Annotated in this window: 27 protein-coding genes; 18 read left to right on the top strand and 9 right to left on the bottom strand. The window is 58.7% G+C overall.

Annotated features, from left to right (window positions below; genetic code table 11):
• The first annotated feature begins 121 nt into the window (after positions 1–121).
• Positions 122–298 (top strand): hypothetical protein, encoded by a 177-nt coding sequence (locus CLM58_RS17095; protein ID WP_158221846.1) that lies wholly within the window; start codon positions 122–124, stop codon positions 296–298.
• A gap of 123 nt (positions 299–421) precedes the next feature.
• On the opposite strand, the gene CLM58_RS03840 is transcribed toward CLM58_RS17095, so the two are convergent.
• Together CLM58_RS03840 and CLM58_RS03835 are read right to left on the bottom strand one after the other, a co-directional pair.
• On the bottom strand, positions 422–970 hold the full coding sequence (locus tag CLM58_RS03840; protein ID WP_095594562.1) for a thioredoxin family protein: 549 nt from the start codon (positions 968–970) through the stop codon (positions 422–424).
• A 63-nt stretch (positions 971–1,033) separates the two neighbouring features.
• Entirely contained in the window at positions 1,034–1,528 is a 495-nt protein-coding gene (locus CLM58_RS03835) for a GNAT family N-acetyltransferase (protein WP_095594561.1), read from the bottom strand.
• A 76-nt stretch (positions 1,529–1,604) separates the two neighbouring features.
• Between CLM58_RS03835 and CLM58_RS03830 the strand changes: the two genes are divergently transcribed.
• Positions 1,605–2,213, top strand: a complete 609-nt coding sequence (locus CLM58_RS03830) for a flavin reductase family protein (protein WP_095594560.1) — start codon at positions 1,605–1,607, stop codon at positions 2,211–2,213.
• On the opposite strand, the gene CLM58_RS03825 is transcribed toward CLM58_RS03830, so the two are convergent.
• Positions 2,210–3,091, bottom strand: coding sequence for a LysR family transcriptional regulator (locus CLM58_RS03825; protein ID WP_095594559.1), 882 nt, complete (start codon positions 3,089–3,091; stop codon positions 2,210–2,212). The genes CLM58_RS03830 and CLM58_RS03825 overlap by 4 nt on opposite strands.
• 130 nt (positions 3,092–3,221) lie before the next feature.
• Here CLM58_RS03825 and CLM58_RS03820 point away from each other — a divergent pair, with 130 nt between their 5' ends.
• Positions 3,222–3,731, top strand: coding sequence for an SRPBCC domain-containing protein (locus CLM58_RS03820; protein ID WP_095594558.1), 510 nt, complete (start codon positions 3,222–3,224; stop codon positions 3,729–3,731).
• A 103-nt stretch (positions 3,732–3,834) separates the two neighbouring features.
• On the opposite strand, the gene CLM58_RS03815 is transcribed toward CLM58_RS03820, so the two are convergent.
• The 5 genes from CLM58_RS03815 to CLM58_RS03795 all read right to left on the bottom strand — a co-directional run bounded on the left by CLM58_RS03815 (position 3,835) and on the right by CLM58_RS03795 (position 10,619).
• Positions 3,835–4,149: a hypothetical protein gene (locus CLM58_RS03815; RefSeq protein ID WP_143226516.1), complete on the bottom strand. Its 315-nt coding sequence runs from the start codon at positions 4,147–4,149 to the stop codon at positions 3,835–3,837.
• Positions 4,150–4,355: 206 nt separating this feature from the next.
• Positions 4,356–6,464 carry a selenide, water dikinase SelD gene (gene selD, locus CLM58_RS03810; RefSeq protein ID WP_188720527.1) on the bottom strand — a complete coding sequence of 703 codons (2,109 nt, stop codon included), beginning with the start codon at positions 6,462–6,464 and terminating at the stop codon, positions 4,356–4,358.
• An 81-nt stretch (positions 6,465–6,545) separates the two neighbouring features.
• Positions 6,546–7,586: a lipocalin-like domain-containing protein gene (locus CLM58_RS03805; protein WP_095594555.1), complete on the bottom strand. Its 1,041-nt coding sequence runs from the start codon at positions 7,584–7,586 to the stop codon at positions 6,546–6,548.
• A complete protein-coding gene (locus CLM58_RS03800; RefSeq protein WP_095594554.1) occupies positions 7,576–9,966 on the bottom strand; it encodes an FtsX-like permease family protein in 2,391 nt (796 codons plus the stop codon). The genes CLM58_RS03805 and CLM58_RS03800 overlap by 11 nt, the downstream gene beginning before the upstream one ends.
• Positions 9,963–10,619: an ABC transporter ATP-binding protein gene (locus CLM58_RS03795; RefSeq protein ID WP_095594553.1), complete on the bottom strand. Its 657-nt coding sequence runs from the start codon at positions 10,617–10,619 to the stop codon at positions 9,963–9,965. The genes CLM58_RS03800 and CLM58_RS03795 overlap by 4 nt, the downstream gene beginning before the upstream one ends.
• A gap of 327 nt (positions 10,620–10,946) precedes the next feature.
• On the opposite strand from CLM58_RS03795, the gene ffh reads away from it, so the two are divergent.
• From ffh to rpmE, 11 genes are all read left to right on the top strand, one after another.
• Entirely contained in the window at positions 10,947–12,464 is a 1,518-nt protein-coding gene (gene ffh / locus CLM58_RS03790; protein WP_095594552.1) for a signal recognition particle protein, read from the top strand.
• Between the two features lie 6 nt (positions 12,465–12,470).
• Complete coding sequence (locus tag CLM58_RS03785; RefSeq protein WP_095594551.1) at positions 12,471–13,034, top strand: GNAT family N-acetyltransferase; 564 nt, start codon at positions 12,471–12,473, stop codon at positions 13,032–13,034.
• A complete protein-coding gene (locus tag CLM58_RS03780; RefSeq protein WP_095594550.1) occupies positions 13,031–13,639 on the top strand; it encodes a GNAT family N-acetyltransferase in 609 nt (202 codons plus the stop codon). Before CLM58_RS03785 ends, CLM58_RS03780 begins: the two co-directional genes overlap by 4 nt.
• Positions 13,632–13,928 (top strand): chorismate mutase, encoded by a 297-nt coding sequence (locus CLM58_RS03775; RefSeq protein WP_095594549.1) that lies wholly within the window; start codon positions 13,632–13,634, stop codon positions 13,926–13,928. Before CLM58_RS03780 ends, CLM58_RS03775 begins: the two co-directional genes overlap by 8 nt.
• Before the next feature lie 41 nt (positions 13,929–13,969).
• Entirely contained in the window at positions 13,970–14,359 is a 390-nt protein-coding gene (rpsP, locus tag CLM58_RS03770; protein WP_095594548.1) for a 30S ribosomal protein S16, read from the top strand.
• 54 nt (positions 14,360–14,413) lie between these two features.
• Complete coding sequence (locus CLM58_RS17235; protein WP_188720525.1) at positions 14,414–14,551, top strand: hypothetical protein; 138 nt, start codon at positions 14,414–14,416, stop codon at positions 14,549–14,551.
• A 5-nt stretch (positions 14,552–14,556) separates the two neighbouring features.
• Positions 14,557–15,060 carry a ribosome maturation factor RimM gene (gene rimM, locus CLM58_RS03765; protein WP_095594547.1) on the top strand — a complete coding sequence of 168 codons (504 nt, stop codon included), beginning with the start codon at positions 14,557–14,559 and terminating at the stop codon, positions 15,058–15,060.
• A 258-nt stretch (positions 15,061–15,318) separates the two neighbouring features.
• Positions 15,319–16,128 (top strand): tRNA (guanosine(37)-N1)-methyltransferase TrmD, encoded by an 810-nt coding sequence (gene trmD, locus CLM58_RS03760; protein ID WP_095594825.1) that lies wholly within the window; start codon positions 15,319–15,321, stop codon positions 16,126–16,128.
• Between the two features lie 59 nt (positions 16,129–16,187).
• Entirely contained in the window at positions 16,188–16,715 is a 528-nt protein-coding gene (locus tag CLM58_RS03755) for a peroxiredoxin (protein WP_095594546.1), read from the top strand.
• 365 nt (positions 16,716–17,080) lie between these two features.
• The gene (gene rplS / locus CLM58_RS03750) at positions 17,081–17,464 is read left to right on the top strand and encodes a 50S ribosomal protein L19 (RefSeq protein WP_095594545.1); all 384 of its coding nucleotides are present in this window, start codon (positions 17,081–17,083) and stop codon (positions 17,462–17,464) included.
• Between the two features lie 11 nt (positions 17,465–17,475).
• Complete coding sequence (gene rpmE / locus CLM58_RS03745) at positions 17,476–17,697, top strand: 50S ribosomal protein L31 (RefSeq protein ID WP_095594544.1); 222 nt, start codon at positions 17,476–17,478, stop codon at positions 17,695–17,697.
• 154 nt (positions 17,698–17,851) lie between these two features.
• On the opposite strand, the gene CLM58_RS03740 is transcribed toward rpmE, so the two are convergent.
• Entirely contained in the window at positions 17,852–18,073 is a 222-nt protein-coding gene (locus tag CLM58_RS03740) for a hypothetical protein (RefSeq protein WP_229666191.1), read from the bottom strand.
• 217 nt (positions 18,074–18,290) lie between these two features.
• On the opposite strand from CLM58_RS03740, the gene CLM58_RS03735 reads away from it, so the two are divergent.
• The 4 genes from CLM58_RS03735 to CLM58_RS03720 all read left to right on the top strand — a co-directional run bounded on the left by CLM58_RS03735 (position 18,291) and on the right by CLM58_RS03720 (position 22,438).
• A complete protein-coding gene (locus tag CLM58_RS03735; protein ID WP_095594542.1) occupies positions 18,291–19,307 on the top strand; it encodes an Ldh family oxidoreductase in 1,017 nt (338 codons plus the stop codon).
• A gap of 198 nt (positions 19,308–19,505) precedes the next feature.
• The gene (locus CLM58_RS03730) at positions 19,506–20,282 is read left to right on the top strand and encodes a hypothetical protein (protein ID WP_095594541.1); all 777 of its coding nucleotides are present in this window, start codon (positions 19,506–19,508) and stop codon (positions 20,280–20,282) included.
• Between the two features lie 315 nt (positions 20,283–20,597).
• A complete protein-coding gene (locus CLM58_RS03725) occupies positions 20,598–21,752 on the top strand; it encodes a tyrosine-type recombinase/integrase (protein WP_095594540.1) in 1,155 nt (384 codons plus the stop codon).
• 2 nt (positions 21,753–21,754) lie between these two features.
• Positions 21,755–22,438, top strand: coding sequence for a hypothetical protein (locus tag CLM58_RS03720; RefSeq protein WP_095594539.1), 684 nt, complete (start codon positions 21,755–21,757; stop codon positions 22,436–22,438).
• Positions 22,439–22,512: the final 74 nt, after the last annotated feature.

Genomic DNA, 22,512 nt, shown 5'->3' with positions numbered 1-22,512 from the left:
GGACATCAGCGAGGCGCAAGTTTGGCGCATCGCAAGCCTGATCATGCTGTTTGTACTTGTGCCGTGGCTTGTTCGATATCCGTTTCGCCGAAGAATTGCGGCACCGAATAAGAAATGGCCAATGCGTGGATACGTCCTGAACGCGGTTGGCACAGTGGTCGTCATTGCGCTGTGTATCAATGCTGTCGGATCGCCCGTCAGTTCCAATCCAGCACCACTTGCCTTCGCAACGGTGTTCGTCCTGTCATATGCAGCGGTCGCGTTCTTCTGGACCTACGCGATCTTTGTCCACGAATAACGTTTGGAAACAGATGAAATGCGACTGCCAGCTGGCTTAGGACCTAGGGGCGGGATTTTCACCACATCGCCATAGTTTTTCAGCGCACATAAATCCGGTCGAGCCCCAGTTAGGTGACGCGCCCTATTTCCACTTGATCGAACACCCCATCGAGGGCACCTGCTCTGCCGGTCCTCGCCCGGTTTCAGCCACCTGTTTCATTGCCTCGAACAGGTCCCGGCGCAGGTCCTCTGGTCCGGCCTGCCCGCGTGAGGCATCCAGCCGCCCGCGATACTGCAGCCTGCCATCCGCGTTGAACCCAAAGAAATCCGGCGTGCACACCGCGTCATAGGCGCGGGCCACCGACTGATCCTCGTCATGTAGATAGGGAAAGGGAACCCCCTTGGCCGTGGCCATCTTGCCCATGTTTTCGAAACTGTCCGCCGGGTGCGATGTCGCATCGTTGGAACAGATCGCCGCCACGCCAATCCCCATCGCCTGCAACTCTTTCGCGTCGCGAATGATCCGGTCGATCACGGCCAGAACATAGGGGCAGTGATTGCAGATGAACATGACCAGCGTGCCCTTGGGCCCCGCCAGATCGGCCAGCCGATAGGTCTGTCCGTCGGTCGCGGGCAAGGTGAAATCCGGCGCAGGCCAGTCAAAGTCGCAGACGGGGGGAACGGCAGCCATGGCAAATCCTTCTCAATCAATGCTGGAAGGATAAGCAGATAGGGGCGCGTTTACAAAGCGGGGTCAGGAACCGGCGTCGAATTTCTCGACATCCCCGCGGATGCCGTCCCACGCCCCTTCGATCAGCTCATATCCCAGCACCCGGTCCGGGTTGGTTGGCGGCGGCATGACCACATCGTCCAGCTTGGAAAACCCGAACCGCCCGTAATAGGGTTCATCCCCCACAAGCAGTACCCGCGCCCAGCCCAGCGCCTTTGCGCGCGCCATACTGTCCTGCATCAGAACCGCGCCCAGACCTTCGCCCTGATGGGTCGGGTGCACGGCAATCGGCCCCAAAAGCAGCGCCTCGACGCCCCCAACCAGAACAGGCCAATACCGGATCGCGCCAGCAACGCTGTTCAGCTCATCCCGCGCGACAAGGCTTAGCCCCGCCACGGTCGAAATGCCCTCGCGCAGACGATAGGACGACAGGGCCTCACGCCCCGGCGCGAAACACAGGTCGTAAAGCGCTTCGACCTCCCACCAATCCTCGGGTTTTTCCTGATGAAGCGTAATCACGCGCTGCTCTTTTATCCTTCCTCTGGAAATGGGCGTAGCATGAGGCTAGGTCTTGGGCAAACCTGAAAGGACCCGCATGTTCTACCGACCCGAAGATGGCCACGGCCTGCCGCACAACCCGTTCAACGCCATCGTCGCGCCCCGCCCGATTGGCTGGATCTCGACCAAGGGTGCGGATGGAACTGAAAACCTGGCCCCATACTCTTTCTTCAATGCGGTTGCCTACACGCCGCCGCAGGTCATGTTCGCCTCGACAGGGGCCAAACCCGACCGCGACGGCACCAAGGATAGCGTCGCGAATATCCGCGACACCGGTGTCTTCTGCGCCAACCTTGTCGATTTCGCCCTGAAAGACGCGATGAACCAGACCTCTGGCCCATGGTCGCGTGAGGTGGACGAGTTTGCCCATGCAGCGCTTGAACGCACCCCTTGCGACACCATCGACTGTTCCCGCGTGACAGCCGCGCCCGCGTCACTGGAATGCCGCCTGACCCAGATCGTGCCACTTCTGGGCAAAGCCAACTTTCTTGTGCTGGGGGAAGTCACCGGCGTGCACATACGGGACGACATTCTGAAAGACGGCATGATCGACCCGACCATCTATCACCCGCTCTCGCGCATGGGGTATCGCGATTACGCGAAAGTGGACGAGGTCTTCCAGATGACCCGCCCGGGACAAGGCTAAGCCGCCCAGACCCTCGGCAGGTTCTCGGCCAGAAAATCCATCATCAGCCGAACACGTTTGTTGTGCCGGACGTCGGAATGACAGGTCAGCCAAACCTCTAGTGGAGGGATGGGGAGGTCGGGCATTACCTTCACCACCTCTGGCCATGAGCGCGCGAGCCAGTCATGGGTCACGCCAAACCCAAGCCCGGCCCGGATCGCCTCGATATGGGCAAGGATATTGTCGGTCCGGACGGCAAAATCCCGACGCTCAAACGCTTCTCCCATCATCTCGGTGGCAAGGATCATCGACCGATCCCTGTCGAACCCGATGACTCGCGCCTGTCTAAGCTCGGACAAGGATCGGGGCGGCGGGGTCTGCTCCAGCACGCGCTGATGCACGTAGAACCCAAGCGAGATCTCACCCACTTTCCGCGCAACCAGATCGCTTTGCGCGGGGCGGAACATGCGGATCGCGATATCGGCGTCCCGCTGCAACAGGTTACTGGCCGCATTGTCGATGAACAGTTCAACTTCGACATCTGGGTTCGCGTCCATGAAGTCGGACAGGAGCTTTGGCAAAACCAAAACGCCCAACACCTCGTTCACCGCGACCCGCAAGGTGCCCTGCACCTGATCCTCCATCCCGGCGGCCTGCCGTTCAAACCCGGTCGCCGCCTGCAGCATCAACTCTGCCGCCTCCACCAGATCAGCGCCTTTCGCCGTCAGGGTCATTCCGTCCCGCCCGCGCGTGAACAGCGAGACGTTCAGCGACGTCTCCAGCAGATCGATATGGCGACCCACCGTCGGTTGTGTCAGTTGCAAAGTCCGCGCAGCGCCGGACAGGCTGCCCGTCTTAGCCACGGCGGCAAAGGTGCGAATATGGTCAAGCGAGGTCATCGGTGTAAGTATAAATTTTTCTATATCTATTGTCGATATTTAGAGAATTTATATAACCATGCTTATCCTTCATCCTACTGGCATCACGTAAACCGCCGCCTCAACCGGCCCCGCCAGAAAGGATCAGACCATGACCATCACCGCCCTCACGACCGCCGCCGCAGCCCTTATCGCAGGAACATTCGCCTTGGGCCTAATCGCTCCGAAACAGCTGAAAACCGAAGTCGTGATTGACGCCCCGCCCAGCGCCGTCTGGCAGACCCTGATGCAAACTCAGGACTATGCCGACTGGAACCCGTTCATCTGTGATCTCAGCGGTGAGCTGGCCGTTGGCAACAAAATCTCGGCAACTATCCGACTACCCGAAAGCAACCCCATGACGTTCTCCCCTACCATTCTGGCCAGCGACCCGCAGAAGGAATTGCGTTGGGTTGGCAAGCTGGGGGTCAATGGGATCTTCGACGGAGAACACTACTTCACTCTCGAACCCCGCGCTGACGGCACAACCTTGCTGAAACACGGTGAGACCTTTCGCGGCCTGCTTGCTTATCCGCTGATGGCACTGATCGGGGCCAAGACCAAGGCCGGTTTCGACGCCATGAACTCTGCGCTCAAACAACGGGTGGAAGCCAAGGCCTGACTCCCGAAGGCCGCAGGGCTTCAATCCAAACCGCGACCGTTAAGAAATGAAAAGGGCCGCCAGCATGCTGACGGCCTTTCATATTGAGCTCAGCAACTACAGATCAGCCGCGTCCAGTCGGATCACGCCCGCTGCTGCTGTCATCATCGTCGTCATCGTCATCCCGCTCCGGCGGGGGTGGCGGACAGGGAACCGCTGACCCGTCAGCGTTCACGATGTCTTCGCATTCATCTTCTGGCACACATACAGAGGGCTCAAACGCTGCGCCCGGCACATACACATACCCTTCCTCACAAGACCCGCCGCCGAACTTGTCGAACACCGGCTCTGGAGCAACCATCGTCATCTCTTCCTGTTGTGCGCAGCCTGCGATAACGGCAGCAATGCCGACCGAGGCGATAAGCTTCAATACATTCATTACAAAAGTCCCTTCGTTGAGTTTCACAGACAGCATCAATTCTCCGGTTTCGGAGATGCTAGGCCTTAAGTTTAGCGGCTGGGTCGCGATTCAAAGAGGTTTTTTTTCGCCTTCACTCCCTGCGCAAGGCGACACAGAAAGGGACCTGCGCTGATCGCAAAAGACTCATATGCAGGTCATATGGCAGTCATATGCAGGTCATGCGCCTAATTCAGGCTGATTTGGCCCGGCTGGTTGGAGATCGCACCAATCACCCGTGCGCCCGGAAAATCGGGCACATTGTCGGCCGGAACCGCTGCCAGCAAGCCACCCGCAGTCTGGGGATCCGCCAGGATCGCGATCCGCGGATCGGCTAGATCGTGCCCCTCCAGCGCCCGCGCATTGGCGTCAAACAGGCTAGAGCGGACCCCGGCGCTGATCAGCGCCTCGGACCCCTCAAGCACGGGAATGGCATTAAGGTCCAGCGTCGCCCCGACGCCCGAGGCCTGCAAGATGCCCCTCAGGTGGCCGGCCAGCCCATAGCCCGTCACATCGGTCACCGCATGGGCCACCGGCGTCAGCGCGGCAGAGGTCTCTGCTGCCCCTTTCAGCATGTGGTCATAGGCATTGGCGACCACGGCTCCGGGGGCTTTCCGCTGCATTTCAGCAGCCAAAATAACGCCTGTTCCCAAAGGTTTGGTCAGGATCAGCTGGTCGCCGGGCTTTGCGCCCGCCAGCGTGATGGGATGCCCATCATGAAGTCCCGTAACGGTTAGCCCCACGGCCATTTCCGGCCCAACAGAGGTATGCCCGCCGACCAGTTCAGCACCAATGGCCGACAGCTCGGCTGCCAGCGCCTCGGTCATTTCGCGCAAGGTTTCCGCCTGCATATGGTCGCGCATCTGCGGCAAGGTGATCTGCGCCAGCGCAGTTTCCGGTCGTGCGCCGCTGGCCCAGATATCCCCCATCGCATGGATTGCGGCCACCCGCGCCAACAGCACCGGGTCCAGCGAAAACGCCCGGAACTGGTCGGTCGAGATCACCCGCGACCCGCCCAATGCTGCTGCATCATCACCGCCAATCCCGGCCAATCCATCCTGCAGAACATTTGCCCCCGGCTTGGCGGCGCACCCTCCGCAAAGCGGCGGATGCCCCTCGATCATCTCACGCAGACCAGATGCCATTTCCGCAGGAAGTTCCGGCCGCCCCATATCGGGCAACTCTTTGAACTGGCGCATGAATTTCTGGTCGATGTGATCCTTCCAACGCCACATCCAAGCCCCTTCGAACCGCCGCCCGAACTTGTCCGCCACCGCATGTTTGCGCCCGGTCGAGATCAGTTTCAGGTAATCTTTCTGCGGCTTGAAGGCCCGAGGCTGCCCCACCCCCAGCGCTGCCCGCAGGTTGTTGAACAGAACCGGCGCCTGTCGCACCGCGAAAACACCAGCCTTGGGGCGCGGATCGAAAGTCAGATGGGCGCAATCCCCAGTCGCGAAAATCCGCGGGTCGGTTAGGCTGTGCAATTCCGGGGTCACGTCGATGAACCCATCGGTCAGGTCCAACCCAGTCTGGACCAGCCAATCCTGCGGTTTGGCCCCTGCCGCGCCGATCACCAGCCCAGCGGGGATCACCTCGCCCCCTTGCAGCTGCACCCCGTCGGCCAAAACCTCTGCCACGCTGGCATTGGTTCGCAAGGTCACCCCTTGCTCTGCCAACTGCGCCAACAGCGCCGCGCGCGCACCTTGGCCAATGTCTTTCAAAGCCATCGGCGCGGCTTCCAACAGCGTCACATTCCCGGAAATTCCTGCCGATTGCATCCGATAGCGACAGGCCAATGCCAGCTCGACCCCGGCGACGCCTGCGCCGATGATCGCCACATCCGGATTTCGCACGGAACCGGTGACATGCGCGTGCCAGCGATCTGCGAACGTCCCCAAGGGTTTCGCGGGCACCGCATTATCATTGAACCCCGGCAAAGAGGGCAAGTCAGACGAGATACCAATATCGACAGAGGCCACGTCATAGAAAACATCAGGCCGCCCGGGCACCGTGATCCGACGTGCCTGTCGGTCGATGCCTGTCGCGTGCCCAAGGATCACCCGCGCCCCTGCAAACCGTGCCAGCTGCACAAGATCAATGTCCAGCTCATCCCGCTCGTAATGCCCGGCCACAAACCCCGGCAGCATCCCAGAATAGGGCGCGGCGGGACCGGGGTTGATCACCGTCAGGCGCACACCGTGCAAGGGTTTCATCCCCCACATCCGCAGCACCAGTGCATGGGTGTGACCGCCTCCGATCAGCACAAGATCGCGGGTCAGGGGAAGGGGTGAGTGCATCAAAGGCTCCGACAAATCAGTCCCGTAGCTTTAGCGCAGCCTGCGCTGCCGCGAAACATGGCTTACCGAAATGTGAGCGGGTCAATATCCCGTCATCTCTAGATACCCACGCCCTGTGTGGGACCCGGTGATGCGCATGGGACCTTCCCAGTACGGAAACAGCGTTGTCATCCAGGCGTTCGGGTTTATCGCATCGATCTGGACCGAGACATCGCGGTCGGGCAAGTCCACTTGCCAGCCGGTCGGCACCTTGCGCCCGTTAACGTCCGAGATGCTAAGCGGCTTTAGCTTCAGAACACCATCACCGAACGGGGCAACCTCCCCATCCGCACCGATCCATGTACCAGAGGTGTAGACCCCGTCGTCGCTACGCAGCTGGAACCCCATCAGTCGGTCGCCGCTGTCGAAAGTCAGGGAAACCCAATCCCACCCGCGCTGATCGTCGGACAGCGGCTGACTGGACCACTCTCGGTCAAGCCAAGCATGGCCCGATACGCCAACTGACCCGTCAGGCAAAGAAAGCTGCCCGCGCACCTTATAAGCTGGTTGAGAATAATAGTATGACGCCTTCCCTTCACGCGATTTAACCGAATACCCCTGATCACCATGCAAGACCAAAGGCCCATCTGCGCGTAAGCCAAGATCGAAGGAAAACGCCTGATCGGTTGCGGTCAGTTGAAGTGTATTGATGTCCGGGCCAGCCAATTGCCAGTCGTCGATCCAAACCTCTACAGGGTCGGCCTTCGCGCCGGCCTGCCCAACGCCCCCCCGAGCAAAAGATTCGGCGAAGAAATGCTGGTTTGGCGTGGTGACGGCGGCATGTCCCTTCCAGATTTGCGGGGTCAGCCATCCTTCAGCGAGTTCCGTATCCAATGCCGCGCGGAAAAGGGTCCATTGCACCCCATAGTCGCGCCCGTCCTCACCGGTCAGGTTGGCAGTGACGTACCACCACTCGATCCGGTACTCAGGATGGGCTCCGTGGTCGCGCGGAAACTGCAAAGGCGTGCCTCGTTCCGGGTCAGGAAAGCCTTCCGCACTGGTCCCAAGCCCCGCGAAACCCTGCGCGAAACCCTGCCCCCCAAGCAGAAGGCAGATGCAGACAAGCAATCCCCTAACGTTCATTGGCAAACACCTTCAGCAACTCAGCAGGGGGCAGCTTTGACAATCGCCACGCAGGCCAAAGCGCCGCCAGCCCCGCAACAACCAGCGCCAACAGGCCAAGCGTTGCCCATTGCCCCGGAAACAGGAACATCGGCAATTGCCAGCCAAAGGCAGCCACATTCACCACGTTCAGCAATATCCATGACAGCGCCAGCCCAAGCGGCACGGCGCAAACCATGACAAACCCCGCCAAAAGGATCGCACGCAGCAGCTCTGCCCCCGCAAGGCGGCGGCGGGTCCAGCCCATGGCCCAGACTGGGGCCAGTTGGGGCAGCCGCATGCCCGACAGGGTCAGAAGGCTGGTCAGCAGTGCAAACCCTGCCACGGCCATGGTCAAAACGTTTAGCGCAGCGGTGACAGTAAAGGTCCGTTCGAACACGTTCAAAGAGGCCTGTTTGATGCTGGCCTGATCTATCATCTGGCTGGCGGGTAGTCCGAAGTCCGTGATCAACGCCTGCCTCAATGCCTCTGCTTGATCCGGGGCGACCCGGACCGCGTGCCTCAGGCGTGGAACATCCGGGTATAGCTGTACCAGAAGATCGGTCGTGACATGGAGCTGCGCCAGCGGGTTGCCGTAATCGCCATAGACCCCGGCAACCGTCATAGCCCGCCCATTGGGCAGGGTCAGCGCATCCCCCGGCCATAGACCTTCCCGCCTGGCCAGTTGCTCGTTGATCATCACGTGATCCCCTGCGGCAAGCTTGTCCCAAGGCGCCTCCAGCGCCTGCAACAACCGCCAGTTCTGGCGATAGGTGGGGTGGTCTGTAACCCCGAACAGCTCTGCCGGGGCGTTGAATAGTTCAACCTTCACGTTCCAGATCGGCAGGACATCGACATCCTGATCGGCAAGCCATGCTCGCAGCGCCTCCCCCTCGGCCTGATCACGCGCCGTGGCGTACAGTTCAGATGACAGGCGTTGATCCAACCACTCGACAAAGGTCATCCGAAAGCTGGACACCATTGTGCCCACACCAATGTTGGCCGACAAAGCCAAGAGCAACGCCATCAGCGCAAGTGAGACCCCCGGCAGTTGCTGCCCCGTGTCAGCCCAGAACCACTCTCGCCCGACGCCGCGCGCGGCCGCGGTCAGCCGTTGCAAAACCCACCCAAGCAGCACCGGCAAACACAAAGCCGCCCCAAGCAGTAGGGTCCCAAGTGCGGCAAATCCAGTCACCAGCCCCTGCGCCTGCCAGATCAGCAGCCCCGAGATCCCCAACAACGCGATCCCCGCGCCCAGTTGCATGCGCATCCCGCGTTCCGAGGCCCGCATCCACGCACGCGGCTGTGCTGGCGCCAGCAAAGGCATGCTTGCCAACCGCCACAGGCTTTGCCCCGCGGCAATCAGCGCCCCGATCAAAGAGACCGCCAAGCCCCCCAACCACCAAGACGGTTGCAAACTCAGGCTGCTGGCGACCGAGGCCCCATAAAGCCCCCGAAGGGTCGCCGACACATCCGGCAACAGCAAGCTGGCAACGAGATACCCCAAGGCAACCCCAACCACGCCTGCCAGAAATGCAAGCACCAGAAGCTCGGTTAGCAGACTGGCCATCAGCCCGTTCAAGGGCACTCCAAGCGCCCGCAGGGTTCTGAACATCGCGCGCCGCTGCTCGAACGCCAGACCGACGGCCCCATGGACGATGAACAATCCAACCACAAAGGACAGCAGCCCAAAGGCGGTCAGGTTCAGGTGAAAACTATCCGTCAGGCGCGCAACATCACCTGCGCCACCCGGTGGGCGTATAACCAGCCCTTGTGGCAAGGCGCTCGCCCCCTCACCACCATCTGCCAAAACCAGATGAGAGATCTGCCCTTCCATCCCCAACAGGCGCTGCGCCTGCCCGATGTCCAGAAGAACAACGCCTTCAATCAGCCCCTCCAGCGGACGCAGCTCTGGCAAAGGGTCAATCGAAGACCAATTCGCAGCTGTCGCAGGCGCGGCAAACCCGACATTACCTTGAAGGAACCGCAACAATTCATTGGTTTCTGCCAGAGGGGCTGGCGCAGCCGATGCTGGGGCCGACACAGGCTCTACCCCCATCAGCCGTGCCGTCGAACCCGCAACCCGCAGTTCGCCCTCGACCACCGGCGAAACCTTCCACCCCGCCCTGCGCAGTTTGACAAAACTTGCCTGATCGAAGAGTTGCCCGTCCTCTGCCTCGATCCGGGACAGTTGATCCTGACCCAACATCGCGGCTGCCCGTGCATAGCTGGTCCGCGCTTCGGCATTGATTGCCTGCACCCCAGTGAAGAGTGCCGTTGCCAGGGCAAGGCCCAGCAAAAGACTGGCCAGTTGGACCGGCCGCTGCACCCAATGGGACAAAAGTGCCCGCAGCACGATCATTCCAACTGCCCCGCCCGCAGGTGCACACGCCGTGACAGGCGCGCGGCCAGCCGTTCGGAATGGGTTACCATCAAAAGGGCCGCACCACTTTCGCGCACAAGCTCAAGTAACAGGTCCATCACTTTGTCGCCGGTGGCCTCATCCAGACTGCCGGTCGGCTCATCCGCAAGGATCAACGGCGGCCCCGCCGCCAAAGCTCGTCCGATTGCCACACGTTGCTGCTGCCCGCCGGACAGTTCTTCGGGATAGCGTTCCAGCAAATTCTCAAGCCCAAGCCGTTCGGCCAACGCCTCGATACGCAAGCCGCCCTCCCGCCCGGACAGGCGCGCCTGAAACGAAAGGTTCCGGCCGACCGTCAATGAGGGGATCAGGTTGAACTGCTGAAACACCAGGCCGATCTGATCACGACGCACCTTGGCGCGCGCGGCGTCCGACAAAGCGGCCAAAGCCTGCCCGCCAACCCGCACCTCGCCTGCATCCGGCACATCCAGCCCGGCACACAGATGTAATAGCGTGCTTTTTCCGCTGCCGGACTCCCCGGTCAGCGCCACGCTTTCACCCGCTGCAACCGACAGCGACACGCCGCGCAACACCTCTGACCGTCCGGTGCCCGAGCTGAAACTCTTCCAAATATCGTCCGCAACCAAAACCATAAGCCTCAACCTATCCCAAACCGCCCGCGTGAAAAGGTCAGAATACCCGCGCCACAATGTCCCCTCCCCCGGACCGGGGGAGGGTCAGGGAGGGGGCCGATGCATAGGCCTGCGCGGCACGCGCGCAATTCGACAAAGCCTTGACTCTAAGGCCCCAGAGGTCTATCGCCCCTTACCAAATCCGGAAGAGTCGTCACTTTTCCGGTCCTGCACATGCAGGATCGCCCCCCGTCAGCGAGGTTTCGCCCACGGGGGACATTGGCGTTTTGCGGGTCCGTTCCCACATAGGGCGGGCATGAGTGTAACGGTCTTAGGAGGGCCAGAGGCATGTTTGAAAATCTATCCGAACGCCTGTCTGGTGTCTTTGACCGGCTGACCAAACAGGGCGCCCTGTCCGAAGATGACGTCAAAACCGCCCTGCGCGAGGTGCGCGTTGCGCTGCTAGAGGCCGACGTCTCGCTGCCCGTCGCCCGCGACTTCGTCAAAGCGGTTCAGGAAAAGGCCACCGGCCAGACCGTGACCAAATCGGTCACCCCGGGCCAGCAGGTCATCAAGATCGTCCATGACGAACTGGTGCACTTCCTTGCTGGCGACGAAGGCGACATCGGTGCGCTGAAGGTCGATAACCCACCAGCCCCGATCCTGATGGTCGGTCTGCAGGGGGGCGGTAAAACCACCACCACCGCGAAACTGGCCAAGCGCCTGCAAGAAAAAAACGGCAAACGCGTCCTGATGGCCTCGCTTGACGTCTATCGCCCGGCGGCGATGGACCAGCTGAAGGTTCTGGGCGACCAGATCGGCGTCGACACCCTGCCGATCGTGCCCGGCCAATCCCCGGCCGACATCGCCAAGCGTGCCAAGCAGCAGGCGACCATGGGCGGCTACGACGTCTATATGCTGGACACCGCAGGCCGCTTGTCGATCGATGACGCGCTGATGACCGAGGTCGAGGAAATCCGCAACATCACCAACCCGCGTGAGACGCTGCTGGTGGTTGACGGTCTGACCGGTCAGGACGCGGTCCACACGGCCGAGAACTTTGACGAGCGTATCGGCATCTCGGGCGTCATCCTGACCCGTATGGACGGTGACGGCCGTGGTGGTGCAGCGCTGTCGATGCGCGCGGTGACCGGCAAGCCGATCAAATTCGTCGGTCTGGGCGAGAAGATGGACGCGATCGAAGAGTTCCACCCGGAACGGATCGCGGGCCGCATCCTTGGCATGGGCGATATCGTTTCGCTGGTCGAAAAAGCCCAGGAAACCATTGAGGCCGAACAAGCCGAGCGCATGATGAAGCGCTTCCAGAAGGGTCGCTTCAACATGAACGACCTTAAGATGCAGCTGGAACAGATGCTCAAGATGGGCGGCATGGAAGGCATGATGGGCATGATGCCCGGCATGAAGAAAATGTCGAAGCAGATGGAAGGCGCGGGCATCGACGACAAGATGCTGAAACGCCAGATCGCCCTGATCCAGTCCATGACCAAGAAAGAACGCGCCAACCCGCAGCTGCTGCAAGCCAGCCGCAAGAAGCGGATCGCCAAGGGCGCGGGTCTGGAAGTTTCTGAACTGAACAAACTTCTGAAGATGCAGCGCCAGATGGCCGACATGATGAAGAAGATGGGTAAGATGGGCAAAGGCGGCATGCTGAAACAGGCCATGAAAGGCATGTTCGGCAAAGGCGGCATGCCCGAGATGCCAGCTGGCATGGACCCCAACCAGATGGACCCCAAAGCACTGGAAGCAGCGGCCAAACAATTGGGCGGTGGCCTTCCGGGTGGCCTGCCCGGTCTTGGCGGTGGCGGCCTGCCCCCCGGCCTGTCCGGTTTCGGGAAGAAGAAATAAGCTGATATGATTTCGCCCGTCACCCTCCTCTGCCCCGGCGCATCTATTGCCGAAGCCGCACGCGCTGCGCTGCCTGTTCTGAAGACAGAACGGCTGATCCTGCGCGCCCCGGTTCTAGAGGATTATGACCTGTTCTCGCGGCTGTTTTCCTCGCCGTCGAGCAAGTTCATGGGCAAGGCGCCGGACGAGGCCGCAATCTGGGCTCAGTTCAGCAACTATACCGCCGGGTGGGTCCTGCGCGGGGACGGCATGTTCACCGTGACCCTGGATGGCGCGCCGATCGGCTTTGTCTTTGCTGGTGTCGAAATCGGCGATGAAGCGATCGAGCTTGGTTTCTTCATCGCGCCCGAGCATCAGCGACAAGGCTTTGCCTTTGAAGCCGCCGAGGCCGCGCTGATCCATCTGCGCAGCATCGGCCCCGATCAGATCGTCAGCTATGTCTCGCCCCAGAATACCGCCAGCCAGATGCTGGTTGCCAAACTGGGCGGGATCCAAAGCGGCACCCTCGATGGGGCAATGGTGTACACCTATCCGCAGGACACAGATGGCAGCCCGGAGGCCTACGCATGAGCCACTCGGTCAAAATCCCTACTCTGGAAACCGAACGTCTGGTCCTGCGCGGGCCGGAACCTGAAGACTATCCGGACTTCAGAGCGACGTTCAGCTCGTACCGCTCTCGCTTTATGGGCGGGCCGCTGAATAGATACGAAGCTTGGATGCTGTACGCCGCCGAGATCGGCCACTGGGAAATCCGCGGGTTCGGCATGTGGATGATCCACGACATGGACACCGACGAAACCTATGGCATGGCCGGCGGCTGGCAGCCCGCAGGCTGGCCCGAGCGTGAAATTGCTTGGATCATCTGGCCCGAAAAGAGCGGCAAAGGCTATGCGCTAGAGGCCACCCACGCCGCGCGCAAGTATTTCTATGACAAAGCAGGCTGGGAAGGCGCCGTCAGCTATATCGACCCCAAGAATTTGGACTCGATCCGCTTGGCCGAACGCCTTGGTGCCACGAAAGACCACGACGCGCCCACCATCGACGGCAACGACGCAGTCTATCGCCACCCCTCGCCCGAGCAGATGCGGTCTAGCCAGATCGCTGATGGCATCGCGCTTGAGATCAGCCATTACTGCGATCCCCTGTTCAAACCGAAAGGCTGGGCCCTTGACTGATGACGTGACACGCGCCGCAGCGCTTTTGAAAGAACATCGCGAAAGCATCGACCGCTTGGACGCGATCCTTGTCTATACGCTGGCCGAACGGTTCAAGCACACCAAGGCAGTGGGCGTACTGAAGGCCGAACATGCCCTGCCGCCCTCGGACCCTGACCGTGAGGCCAAACAAATTGCCCGTCTGGAAGACTTGGCCACCCGCGCCGATCTGGACCCCGAATTCGCTAAGAAGTTCCTGAATTTCGTCATTCAGGAAGTCATCCAACACCACAAGAAACATCAGAAATAAGCGGCCCTCGCCGCTGATCGCCAATTCAAGGAGAAACTCAAATGGCTATCAAAATTCGTCTGGCCCGTGGCGGCTCGAAAAAACGCCCCTTCTACCGCGTTGTTGCAGCTGACAGCCGCATGCCGCGCGACGGTCGCTACATCGAGCGTCTGGGCACCTACAACCCGCTGCTGCCGAAAGACAGCGAAGAGCGCATAAAGCTGGACATGGAACGTGTTCAGTACTGGCTGGGTGAAGGCGCACAACCGACCGACCGCGTTTCGCGCTTCCTGGAAGCCGCTGGCGTTCTGGACAAGAAAGAGCGTGCAAACCTGAAAAAAGGTAAGCCGGGTGCCAAAGCTGTTGAGCGTGCAGAAGAGAAAGCCGCTAAAGCAGCAGAAGCTGCCGAAGCCGCTGAAGCACCGGCAGAAGAGGCCGCAGCAGAGGAATAAGCCTCTGATCCCGGCAGGCCTTAGGTTTGCCGGGGGCTTTGAAAGGCCGCTTGCATGTTTCGCCTGATCCGTCTTGTGATCCTTTTGATGGTCTCGTTCTTGGCAGGTGCGCTGTATGAGCGGAACCATCAAGGCGAATTGTGCGAACAATCCGGCGGGCAATGGATGCGCGCCGGATTCTGCTCGGAGTGAACGGTATGAGCGACAAGGTCTGCATGGGTGCCATCATGGGCGCCTTCGGAGTGCGCGGAGAAGTGCGGGTGAAAAGCTTCAGCGCCGATCCCGCTGCAATGGGCGACTATGGCCCGTTGACCAATGAAGACGGCAGCCGCGAGTTCAACGTCAAGATCCTCCGCCCTATAAAGAACGCTTTTGCCGCCCGCCTGTCGGGCGTCAATACCAAGGAACAGGCCGACGAGCTGAAAGGCATGCAACTGTTCTTGCCTCGCGAGGCTCTGCCCGATCTTCCCGATGACGAGTTCTACCACGCCGATCTGATCGGCTTGGAAGTGCTGGACACCGGGGGCGAAGTCTTGGGCAAAGTGCGCTCGGTCCAGAACCACGGCGCGACGGATATCCTCGAAATCTTCGCACCGGGCCGCAAGACCACCGCGTTGCTGCCCTTTACCCGCGAAGCCGTGCCCACTGTCGATTTGAAAGCTGGTCGTATCATTGCCGACCCGCCTGAAGGCGTTTTCTAAAGAACCTACGGCTTTTGCGGAGAATGCACCGGATATTCCAGTGCTCAAAAACCTGTGTGATAGGGTCTTGGTGTTTGAAAGCGCTTTGTGCTCACCTACCTGCAAACCGACACGGGCCATAGTGATGTTGGGAAACGCCGGTCGCAATCGGGCGTCGGGGCAGCAGCCGCTTGGCAAACCCTTTTGGCACAGCCCTGACCGTTGAAGAACCCCGCGCTGGCCGCTAAAAGCAGGGCCTTGACCCAACGGACCGCGCATATGCCCAGTGAAAAGACACCCAAATCTCACGGTCGCCTGTCGATCAGTGCCTCGCTTCAGCCCCGGGACCTGATGGGCGAACGCCCCCGTGTCAAAGGCTCTTGGACCGCGAAGATCGTTACCCTGTTCCCACAGGCCTTCCCCGGCGTGCTGGAACAATCGCTGACCGGCCGTGCGCTGGATCAGGGAAAGTGGGCGCTGGAAACCATCGACTTGCGGCCCTTTGGGATAGGCAAACATCGGAACGTGGATGACACGCCCGCTGGCGGGGGCGCGGGCATGGTGTTGCGCGCCGATGTGGTGCACCGCGCCCTGCGGCAGGCTGCCATGGGCACACCAGCCTCACGCAAGGACTGGCCCGTTGTCTATCTGTCGCCCCGTGGAAAGCCCTTCGATCAGGCCACAGCGAAACGCTGGTCTCAGGCCGAGGGGATCACCATGCTTTGCGGGCGGTTTGAAGGCGTTGACCAACGCGTTCTGGATTATCACCGCGTGGAAGAGGTCTCTTTGGGTGACTTTGTCCTGACCGGAGGCGAGATCGCCGCCCAAGCCATGATCGATGCCACCGTGCGCCTGCTGCCGGGTGTACTGGGCAACGAAGAATCGACCGAGGACGAAAGCCACGCAAACGGTCTGTTGGAACATCCTCAATACACGCGTCCTGCCGAATGGGAGGGGCGTCCGATCCCCGAGGTTCTGCTGTCCGGAAACCACGCCAAAATCGACGAATGGCGGCGGGAGCAGGCTGAAAACCTGACCAAAGAGCGCCGCCCCGACATGTGGGACGCCTACAAGGGCACGGCTGACTGAACCTGCAGCATTGACTTCGCTGGCAAGGACGACAACCTTCTCGGTCGAAGGAGACGCCAATGACTGCAAAATCCGTGCCAAACGTGACTTTTCACACCCGGGTCCGCAACGACCAGCTAGAGGGGCCGAACCCTTACGAGTGGAAAGACGTCACCAGCGAAGAGATTTTCGCAGGTCGCAAGGTCGTTGTCTTTGGCTTGCCCGGCGCGTTCACCCCCGCCTGTTCGGAAAGCCACCTTCCGGGGTACGAAGAAACCCATCAGGCCTTTCGCGACCTTGGCATTGACGAAGTGATCTGCGTTTCGGTCAACGACGCCTTTGTCATGTTCCAATGGGGCAAAGCCCTTGGCATTGAGAACGTCCGCTTGCTTCCCGATGGGAACGGAGAGTTCTCGGAAGGCATTGGAATGCTGGTGAAACGGACAGCACAGGGCATGGGCAATCGCAGCTGGCGGTATGCGATGTATGTCGAGGATGGCCAGATCGAAAAGGTCTTCTCGGAACCCGGGTTCATGGACAATCCACCCGGTGTCCCGGTTCAGATATCCGACGCGAAGACCATGCTGGACTATCTGAAACAAAGGTAGGTCACAGTTGATCCGCTTTTGAAGTGAAACAGGGGCTTGGGCGCTTCAAAACATCTTGCAAGTCGCCTGCCCCCCATTCGAGCCTGGCAAAACCCGCATAAAGCCCTAAAAACGAGGGATCTGCGGTTGATTTACCCCCCGTTTGGCAGTAGCAAGCGACGTCCGCGGTCTCGAATGAGTCGTTCGGACCCTTTTTGTTATGGGCTTGTGGCATGCTTCTGCCGCGATCACGCCCCGCAAATCGGACTTAAGAAATCGACCTGAAGCCTCTGGCGGGCGCATCATGCGGACCCGGTGAAGACCAAGAGCTCTGAGGACGGCAGCAAACTTCGCGGGCAAACCGTGAGCAAATTAGGAGAGATGCGATGGACCTGATCGCACAGCTTGAAGCCGAGCAGATTGAAGCTCTCGGCAAGAAGATCCCGGATTTCAAAGCCGGTGACACCATCCGCGTCGGTTACAAAGTGACCGAAGGCAGCCGCACCCGTGTTCAGAACTACGAAGGTGTGTGCATTTCGCGTAAAAACGGTTCGGGCATCGCTGGCTCGTTCACCGTTCGCAAGATTTCGTTCGGCGAAGGCGTAGAACGTGTGTTCCCGCTGTACTCGACCAACATCGACAGCATCGAAGTTGTTCGCCGTGGCCGCGTACGTCGCGCCAAACTGTACTATCTGCGCTCGCGCCGTGGTAAGTCCGCGCGTATCGCAGAGGTCACCAACTACAAGCCCAAAGCTGGCGCTGAAGCGTAAGGAGACGGGACATGAAAAAAGACATCCACCCCGATTACCACTTCATCGACGTCAAGATGACCGACGGCACCATCGTCAAGATGCGCTCCACCTGGGGCAGCGAAGGCGAAACGCTGGCACTGGACATTGACCCCTCGGCTCACCCGGCATGGACCGGTGGCGGCACCCGCCTGATGGACGCTGGCGGCCGCGTGTCGAAGTTCAAAAAGAAATACGAAGGCCTGGGCTTCTAAGACCTGCCTTTTTCACAATTGCAAAACGCCGTCCATTTTGGGCGGCGTTTTCATTTGGGATTGGGTCAATCGTAACAGGACATCTGAAACAGAAAAGGCCCCCGAAATTCGGAGGCCTCTTTCAACTGCTTCTGCAAGCGTCAGGTTTTCGGCATCAAATGCCGCTGCCACCAAACACGCGGATAACAAGCTCTTCGCGCTTCAGTCCGCGCTCTTCCAGCTGTTCGTCAGTCAAGGCAGACAGTGCCTGCAGTTGTTTCACACGGACATTGTTCTCTGCGATATACATCAAAGCGTTGCCGATCGCCTGAAACGGAGCGGCGAATGCTTTGCTTACCGAGAACGACGACCCGGCGGTTTGTTCCATCATAGACATGGGTCTTCCTTCGTTTTTTTTAGTCCAGAAAATTATGTTTCATAACTAGGAGGTCTGCAGGAACAGCACCACGCACAATACTGCATAGCCGCTCTGCACTGCAGCGAAACGTCGGGAAGGGCTGCCCCGGAAGGGCAGTTCAGTTGAAATCCCCCGCAGTTCGAATGATGCTGGCACGACGTTCCGCCCTTAGAAGATACCGATTGAAGGAAAAAGCTTGGTTGCCTTGGTTCAAATCCGCCTAGACGAAATAAAACCCCTGTGCATGGACATCCTGACCACCGCTGGTTTCGGTGGTCCACAGGCTGAAGCAATCACCGAGATGCTTTACACCTGCCAGTTGGATGATTGCCAGTCCCACGGCCTGTTCCGTCTGGTTATGTGCGTGGAAACGATGCGCGCGGGCAAAATCGACGGCTCGGCCCTTCCAGTGGTTCACCGCTCTGAAGACGCGATTGTCCGGGCTGATGCGCAAAACGGCATGTCACTGCTTGCCGTGAACGAAGCGATGCCAGACCTCATCGCGAAGGCAAGGAAGTTTGGGGTAGCCGTCATGGCGGTGAACAACTGCTTCCATTTCTCAGCGCTTTGGCCAGAGGTAGAAGCCTTGGCGTCAGAGGGTCTGGCGGCAATCTCGATGGTTCCAAGCCACGCATGGGTTGCCCCCGCTGGTGGTACACGAGGCGCGCTTGGCACAAATCCGTTGGCATTCAGCTGGCCGCGACAAGGACAAAACCCGTTCTCCTTCGACTTCGCGACCAGCGGCTTCGCACGCGGAGAGATCGAGCTGTACCTTCGTGCCGGAAAACCGCTTCCTGAAGGGGTCGCGATTGACAAGAACGGCAACCCAACCACCGACCCCGCGGCCGCAATGGAAGGCGCGATGCTGACGTTCGGCGGACACAAGGGGTCCGCGCTGTCGATTATGATCGAACTCATGGCGGGTCCGCTCATCAACGACCTGACCAGCATCGAAAGCATGCAGGCCGCCGAGGGGAGAGGCGGCGCGCCGCTCCACGGCCAGATCATCATCGCATTCAACCCCACCCAGCTAAACGGCGGAACATCCAAGATGAACGACGCCCGGGCCGAGATGCTGTTTGCGGAAATACTGGATCAGGGCGCACGTTTACCGTCACAACGCAGGTTCGCTGCACGTAAACGAAACCTAGCAAGAGGTTACGTGGAAATCCCCAGATCGCTTCTGGATGAACTGAACAACCTGAATTCGTAGGCTTACTGCTGCCTCTCAGGCCATCTGTCGCTATTGCGGGTGTAATATTGGCTGACGGCCGCTCATTTCGAGCAAGCATAATGTGCCGCACAATGATCTACATCAAAGATCACGAGATTTTCTGTCGGCAGGCTACACCCTCAAAAGTCGATTAAATCCAAATGTTTTCTTTGATCTGTTTCGAGGGGAGGGAACAGAATGTCTACAACACTCAATGATCGCAATATTAAGAAAGTCCTTTCGCAGCTTGGCAAGAATGCCGTCGATGCCAAGTGGTGGAAAGAATATCGATCAAATGCAGTGGCGAGCGCCGGAGTCGAAAAAGCACTTGCTAAGTTAGAGAAGCTTGACGTCCCAAAGGACGGAAGGTGGAAAGCCAGCAAAGAAAACTTCAAAAATTTCGACAAGATTCTTCAGGCCATGGATGAGTTGGGCAACGCGCTAATCAAGGCGAGAAACAAGTGCGGAAAAGCGCAGAGTCACACCAAGCAACTGGTCGAAAAATATTCTGATTTTGCCCGTATTGCTCATGCGTACATAACTGACGAAGGCCAAAACCACATCAATATGAAGGTTGGTAATAATTATCACCACATCACAGGTACAATACGTACATTTATGATGTTTACCGACAACGCCGTCGCGGACTTTGAAAAGCAAGAGAAGGAACTTGCAGTATTCTTCAAAGGTGCAAATGGCGCAGCCGCAAAGAAACTTCTTATTCAGATCGCCAACGACGTAAAAAAGGCAAACGCCGAGTACAATAAGCACTCTAAGAAGGTGTTTGAAGCCATGAAGCTCTACGAAAAAATGAAGCTGCCCAGCTTCGCAAATGCTGAAGCGATTAAGCAACAAAAACTTGCGGGCAAAGCCTATGAAGCCGCGAAGCGGCGTGTAAAAGACTGGTCCAAGCGGATCACGGCTGTCGAGAAGACATTGAAAGCTGCAGCAAAGAAGCTGAAAGAATTCAGCTAAGACAAACGACACCGCCGGCCCTTTGATATCGCTTCATAAATGCGCGGATTATCGATCGATCCCAGCCCCCCGTAGCTTACTTGGGGTTTCTTAGGCAAACCAGACGGGAAAAGACTGCCGCAAACGGCTGAAACAAAATGAACTCTTTGAGAGAAATGGTGCGGCCGAGAGGCAAAATGGGCATGTTTCACCTTGTTTCATGGTGACCTCTTAACCCTCTAAAATATTTGAACTTTTCACTTTTTTGTCTCAGGGTACTTCAACCTGTTTCAGGGTATCCCATATAGAAAGGTGGATATTAAGGGGGACGAAAAAATGCGTGCATCGAACAAGATTTCTGCCGTCCAGGTCCGGTCTCTTCCTCCTGGAAAATACAACGACGGTGCCGGATTGTGGCTGGTTAAGCGGGATGATGGCGGCGGCCAGTGGGTTCTACGTCTGACGGTCTACGGCCGACGACGCGAGATGGGTCTTGGCGGCATCGGCGAAGTGACACTGAAAGAAGCGCGCGAGGAAGCTGCGAAGTGGCGCAGTATGGCGCGGCAGGGCAAAGACCCCATCAAAGAACGGGAACGCATGCGGCGTGAGATGTTCCGCGAAGACCAATCTCTATCCATCATCACGCATGAAGCATTCGAGGCTCGCAAGGCATCTCTCAAGAATGATGGAGAGGCCGGACGATGGATGTCGCCTTTAGATGTTCATGTGCTTCCGAAACTCGGACGTGTCCCGATCACTGAGATAGATCAGCGAGACATCAAGAACACGATTAACCCGATCTGGCATGACAAACCCGATGCTGCGCGAAAGGCTATTAACCGCCTTGGTATCGTAATGAAACACGCAGCCGCCCTTGGCTTGGATGTGGACCTTCAGGCCGTCGACAAGGCGAAGGCCCTGCTCGGAAAACAACGCCACAAAGTGAAGCATATCCCATCTCTTCCTTGGCAAGAGGTTCCGGATTTCTATCAAAGCCTGACAGATGGTAGTATAGCGCAACTCTCGCTACGACTGCTTATCCTGACAGCGGCACGCTCCGCCGAAATACGCAATCTGAATCTGAGTGAGATTGATAGTGATGTTTGGACACTCCCCGCCGAGCGTATGAAGGCAGGCCGCGAACATCGGATCCCGTTGAGCAAAGAAGCTTTGCGTACCATTGAGGAAGCGATGCCATTTGAGCGGGAAGGGTTCCTTTTTCCTGGAACTCGAAAGGGTGTTATCTCTGATGCGACCTGGACGCAAATTATGAAGCGCCGAGGCATGGAAGCACGCCCCCATGGGTTCCGCTCGTCATTTCGGACCTGGTGCGCTGAGGCGACGGACACGCCGCGGGAAGTCGCAGAGACAGCCCTTGCACATGTCGTCGGTGGCGCTGTTGAGCGTGCTTATCGCAGGACTGATTACCTCGACCAACGCCGGGAATTAATGGAAAGATGGGCCGATCATGTTTCTGGAAAGGTCGACTAAGAATGGGAGACGCAAAGAGTGAGCCATCGGAAGACGAATTCAATCAGGTTGGTGTCGCGCTCAAAGATTTCGCTGACAAAATGTCCCCAGCACAAAGGCGATCTGCTTGGGACTTTTGGCACGGGTCGAGATTAAGAAAGGAAGCCCACGGCCTGATAAAAGGATGGTCATACTTTGAAGCCCTTTGGAATGCTGGGGGGCGACTTGTTTGGAATGAGGGGGCATATGAAATCGAAAAAGATGACTTTGCTGAACTCTTCAACCATGCGCGAACATCAGTCGAGGCGTTTGATCTATTGAAAGTGGTTTGCGCCTCGCGGGTCTCTGCCGGTCTGGAACTGAGTGCCGAGCAAAAAGTTGTTGCGGCTGCTCTAATACGCGGTGATTTAAAGCGCCCTCCGAAAAAAGGTAGAAGCAGAGCCGAAAATTGGGCTCGAAACGTATTGATCATTCGTGGGGTCCAAGCTGCGATGCGTCTAGGGTTTCAGCTTGAGAGATCGGAAGGTAGCGGGTCTGATTGTGCGTTTTCCATTGTGGCTGAGACCTTCAACGAGGCGGGATACCATATGGTAACCTACGATACCGTCGCGGGGGTTTGGCGTAGAAATAAAGCTCAGCTCGGAAAAGAAATTGAGAAACTGAATTTTTCCGCTGCAGCGGCCCAGAGGCAGGAAGGTGACCAATAGTACGGGCGGACCATCTGTGAGAATGCCTGATTGTAACAGATGAACTGGCTTTGCCTGTTCAACTAAATTCGTGC

The sequence above is a fragment of the Actibacterium pelagium genome (assembly GCF_002285415.1).
GTDB lineage: Bacteria > Pseudomonadota > Alphaproteobacteria > Rhodobacterales > Rhodobacteraceae > Actibacterium_B > Actibacterium_B pelagium.
Note: the sequence above shows the minus strand (reverse complement) of the source record. Positions and strands in the feature narration are given on the sequence as shown.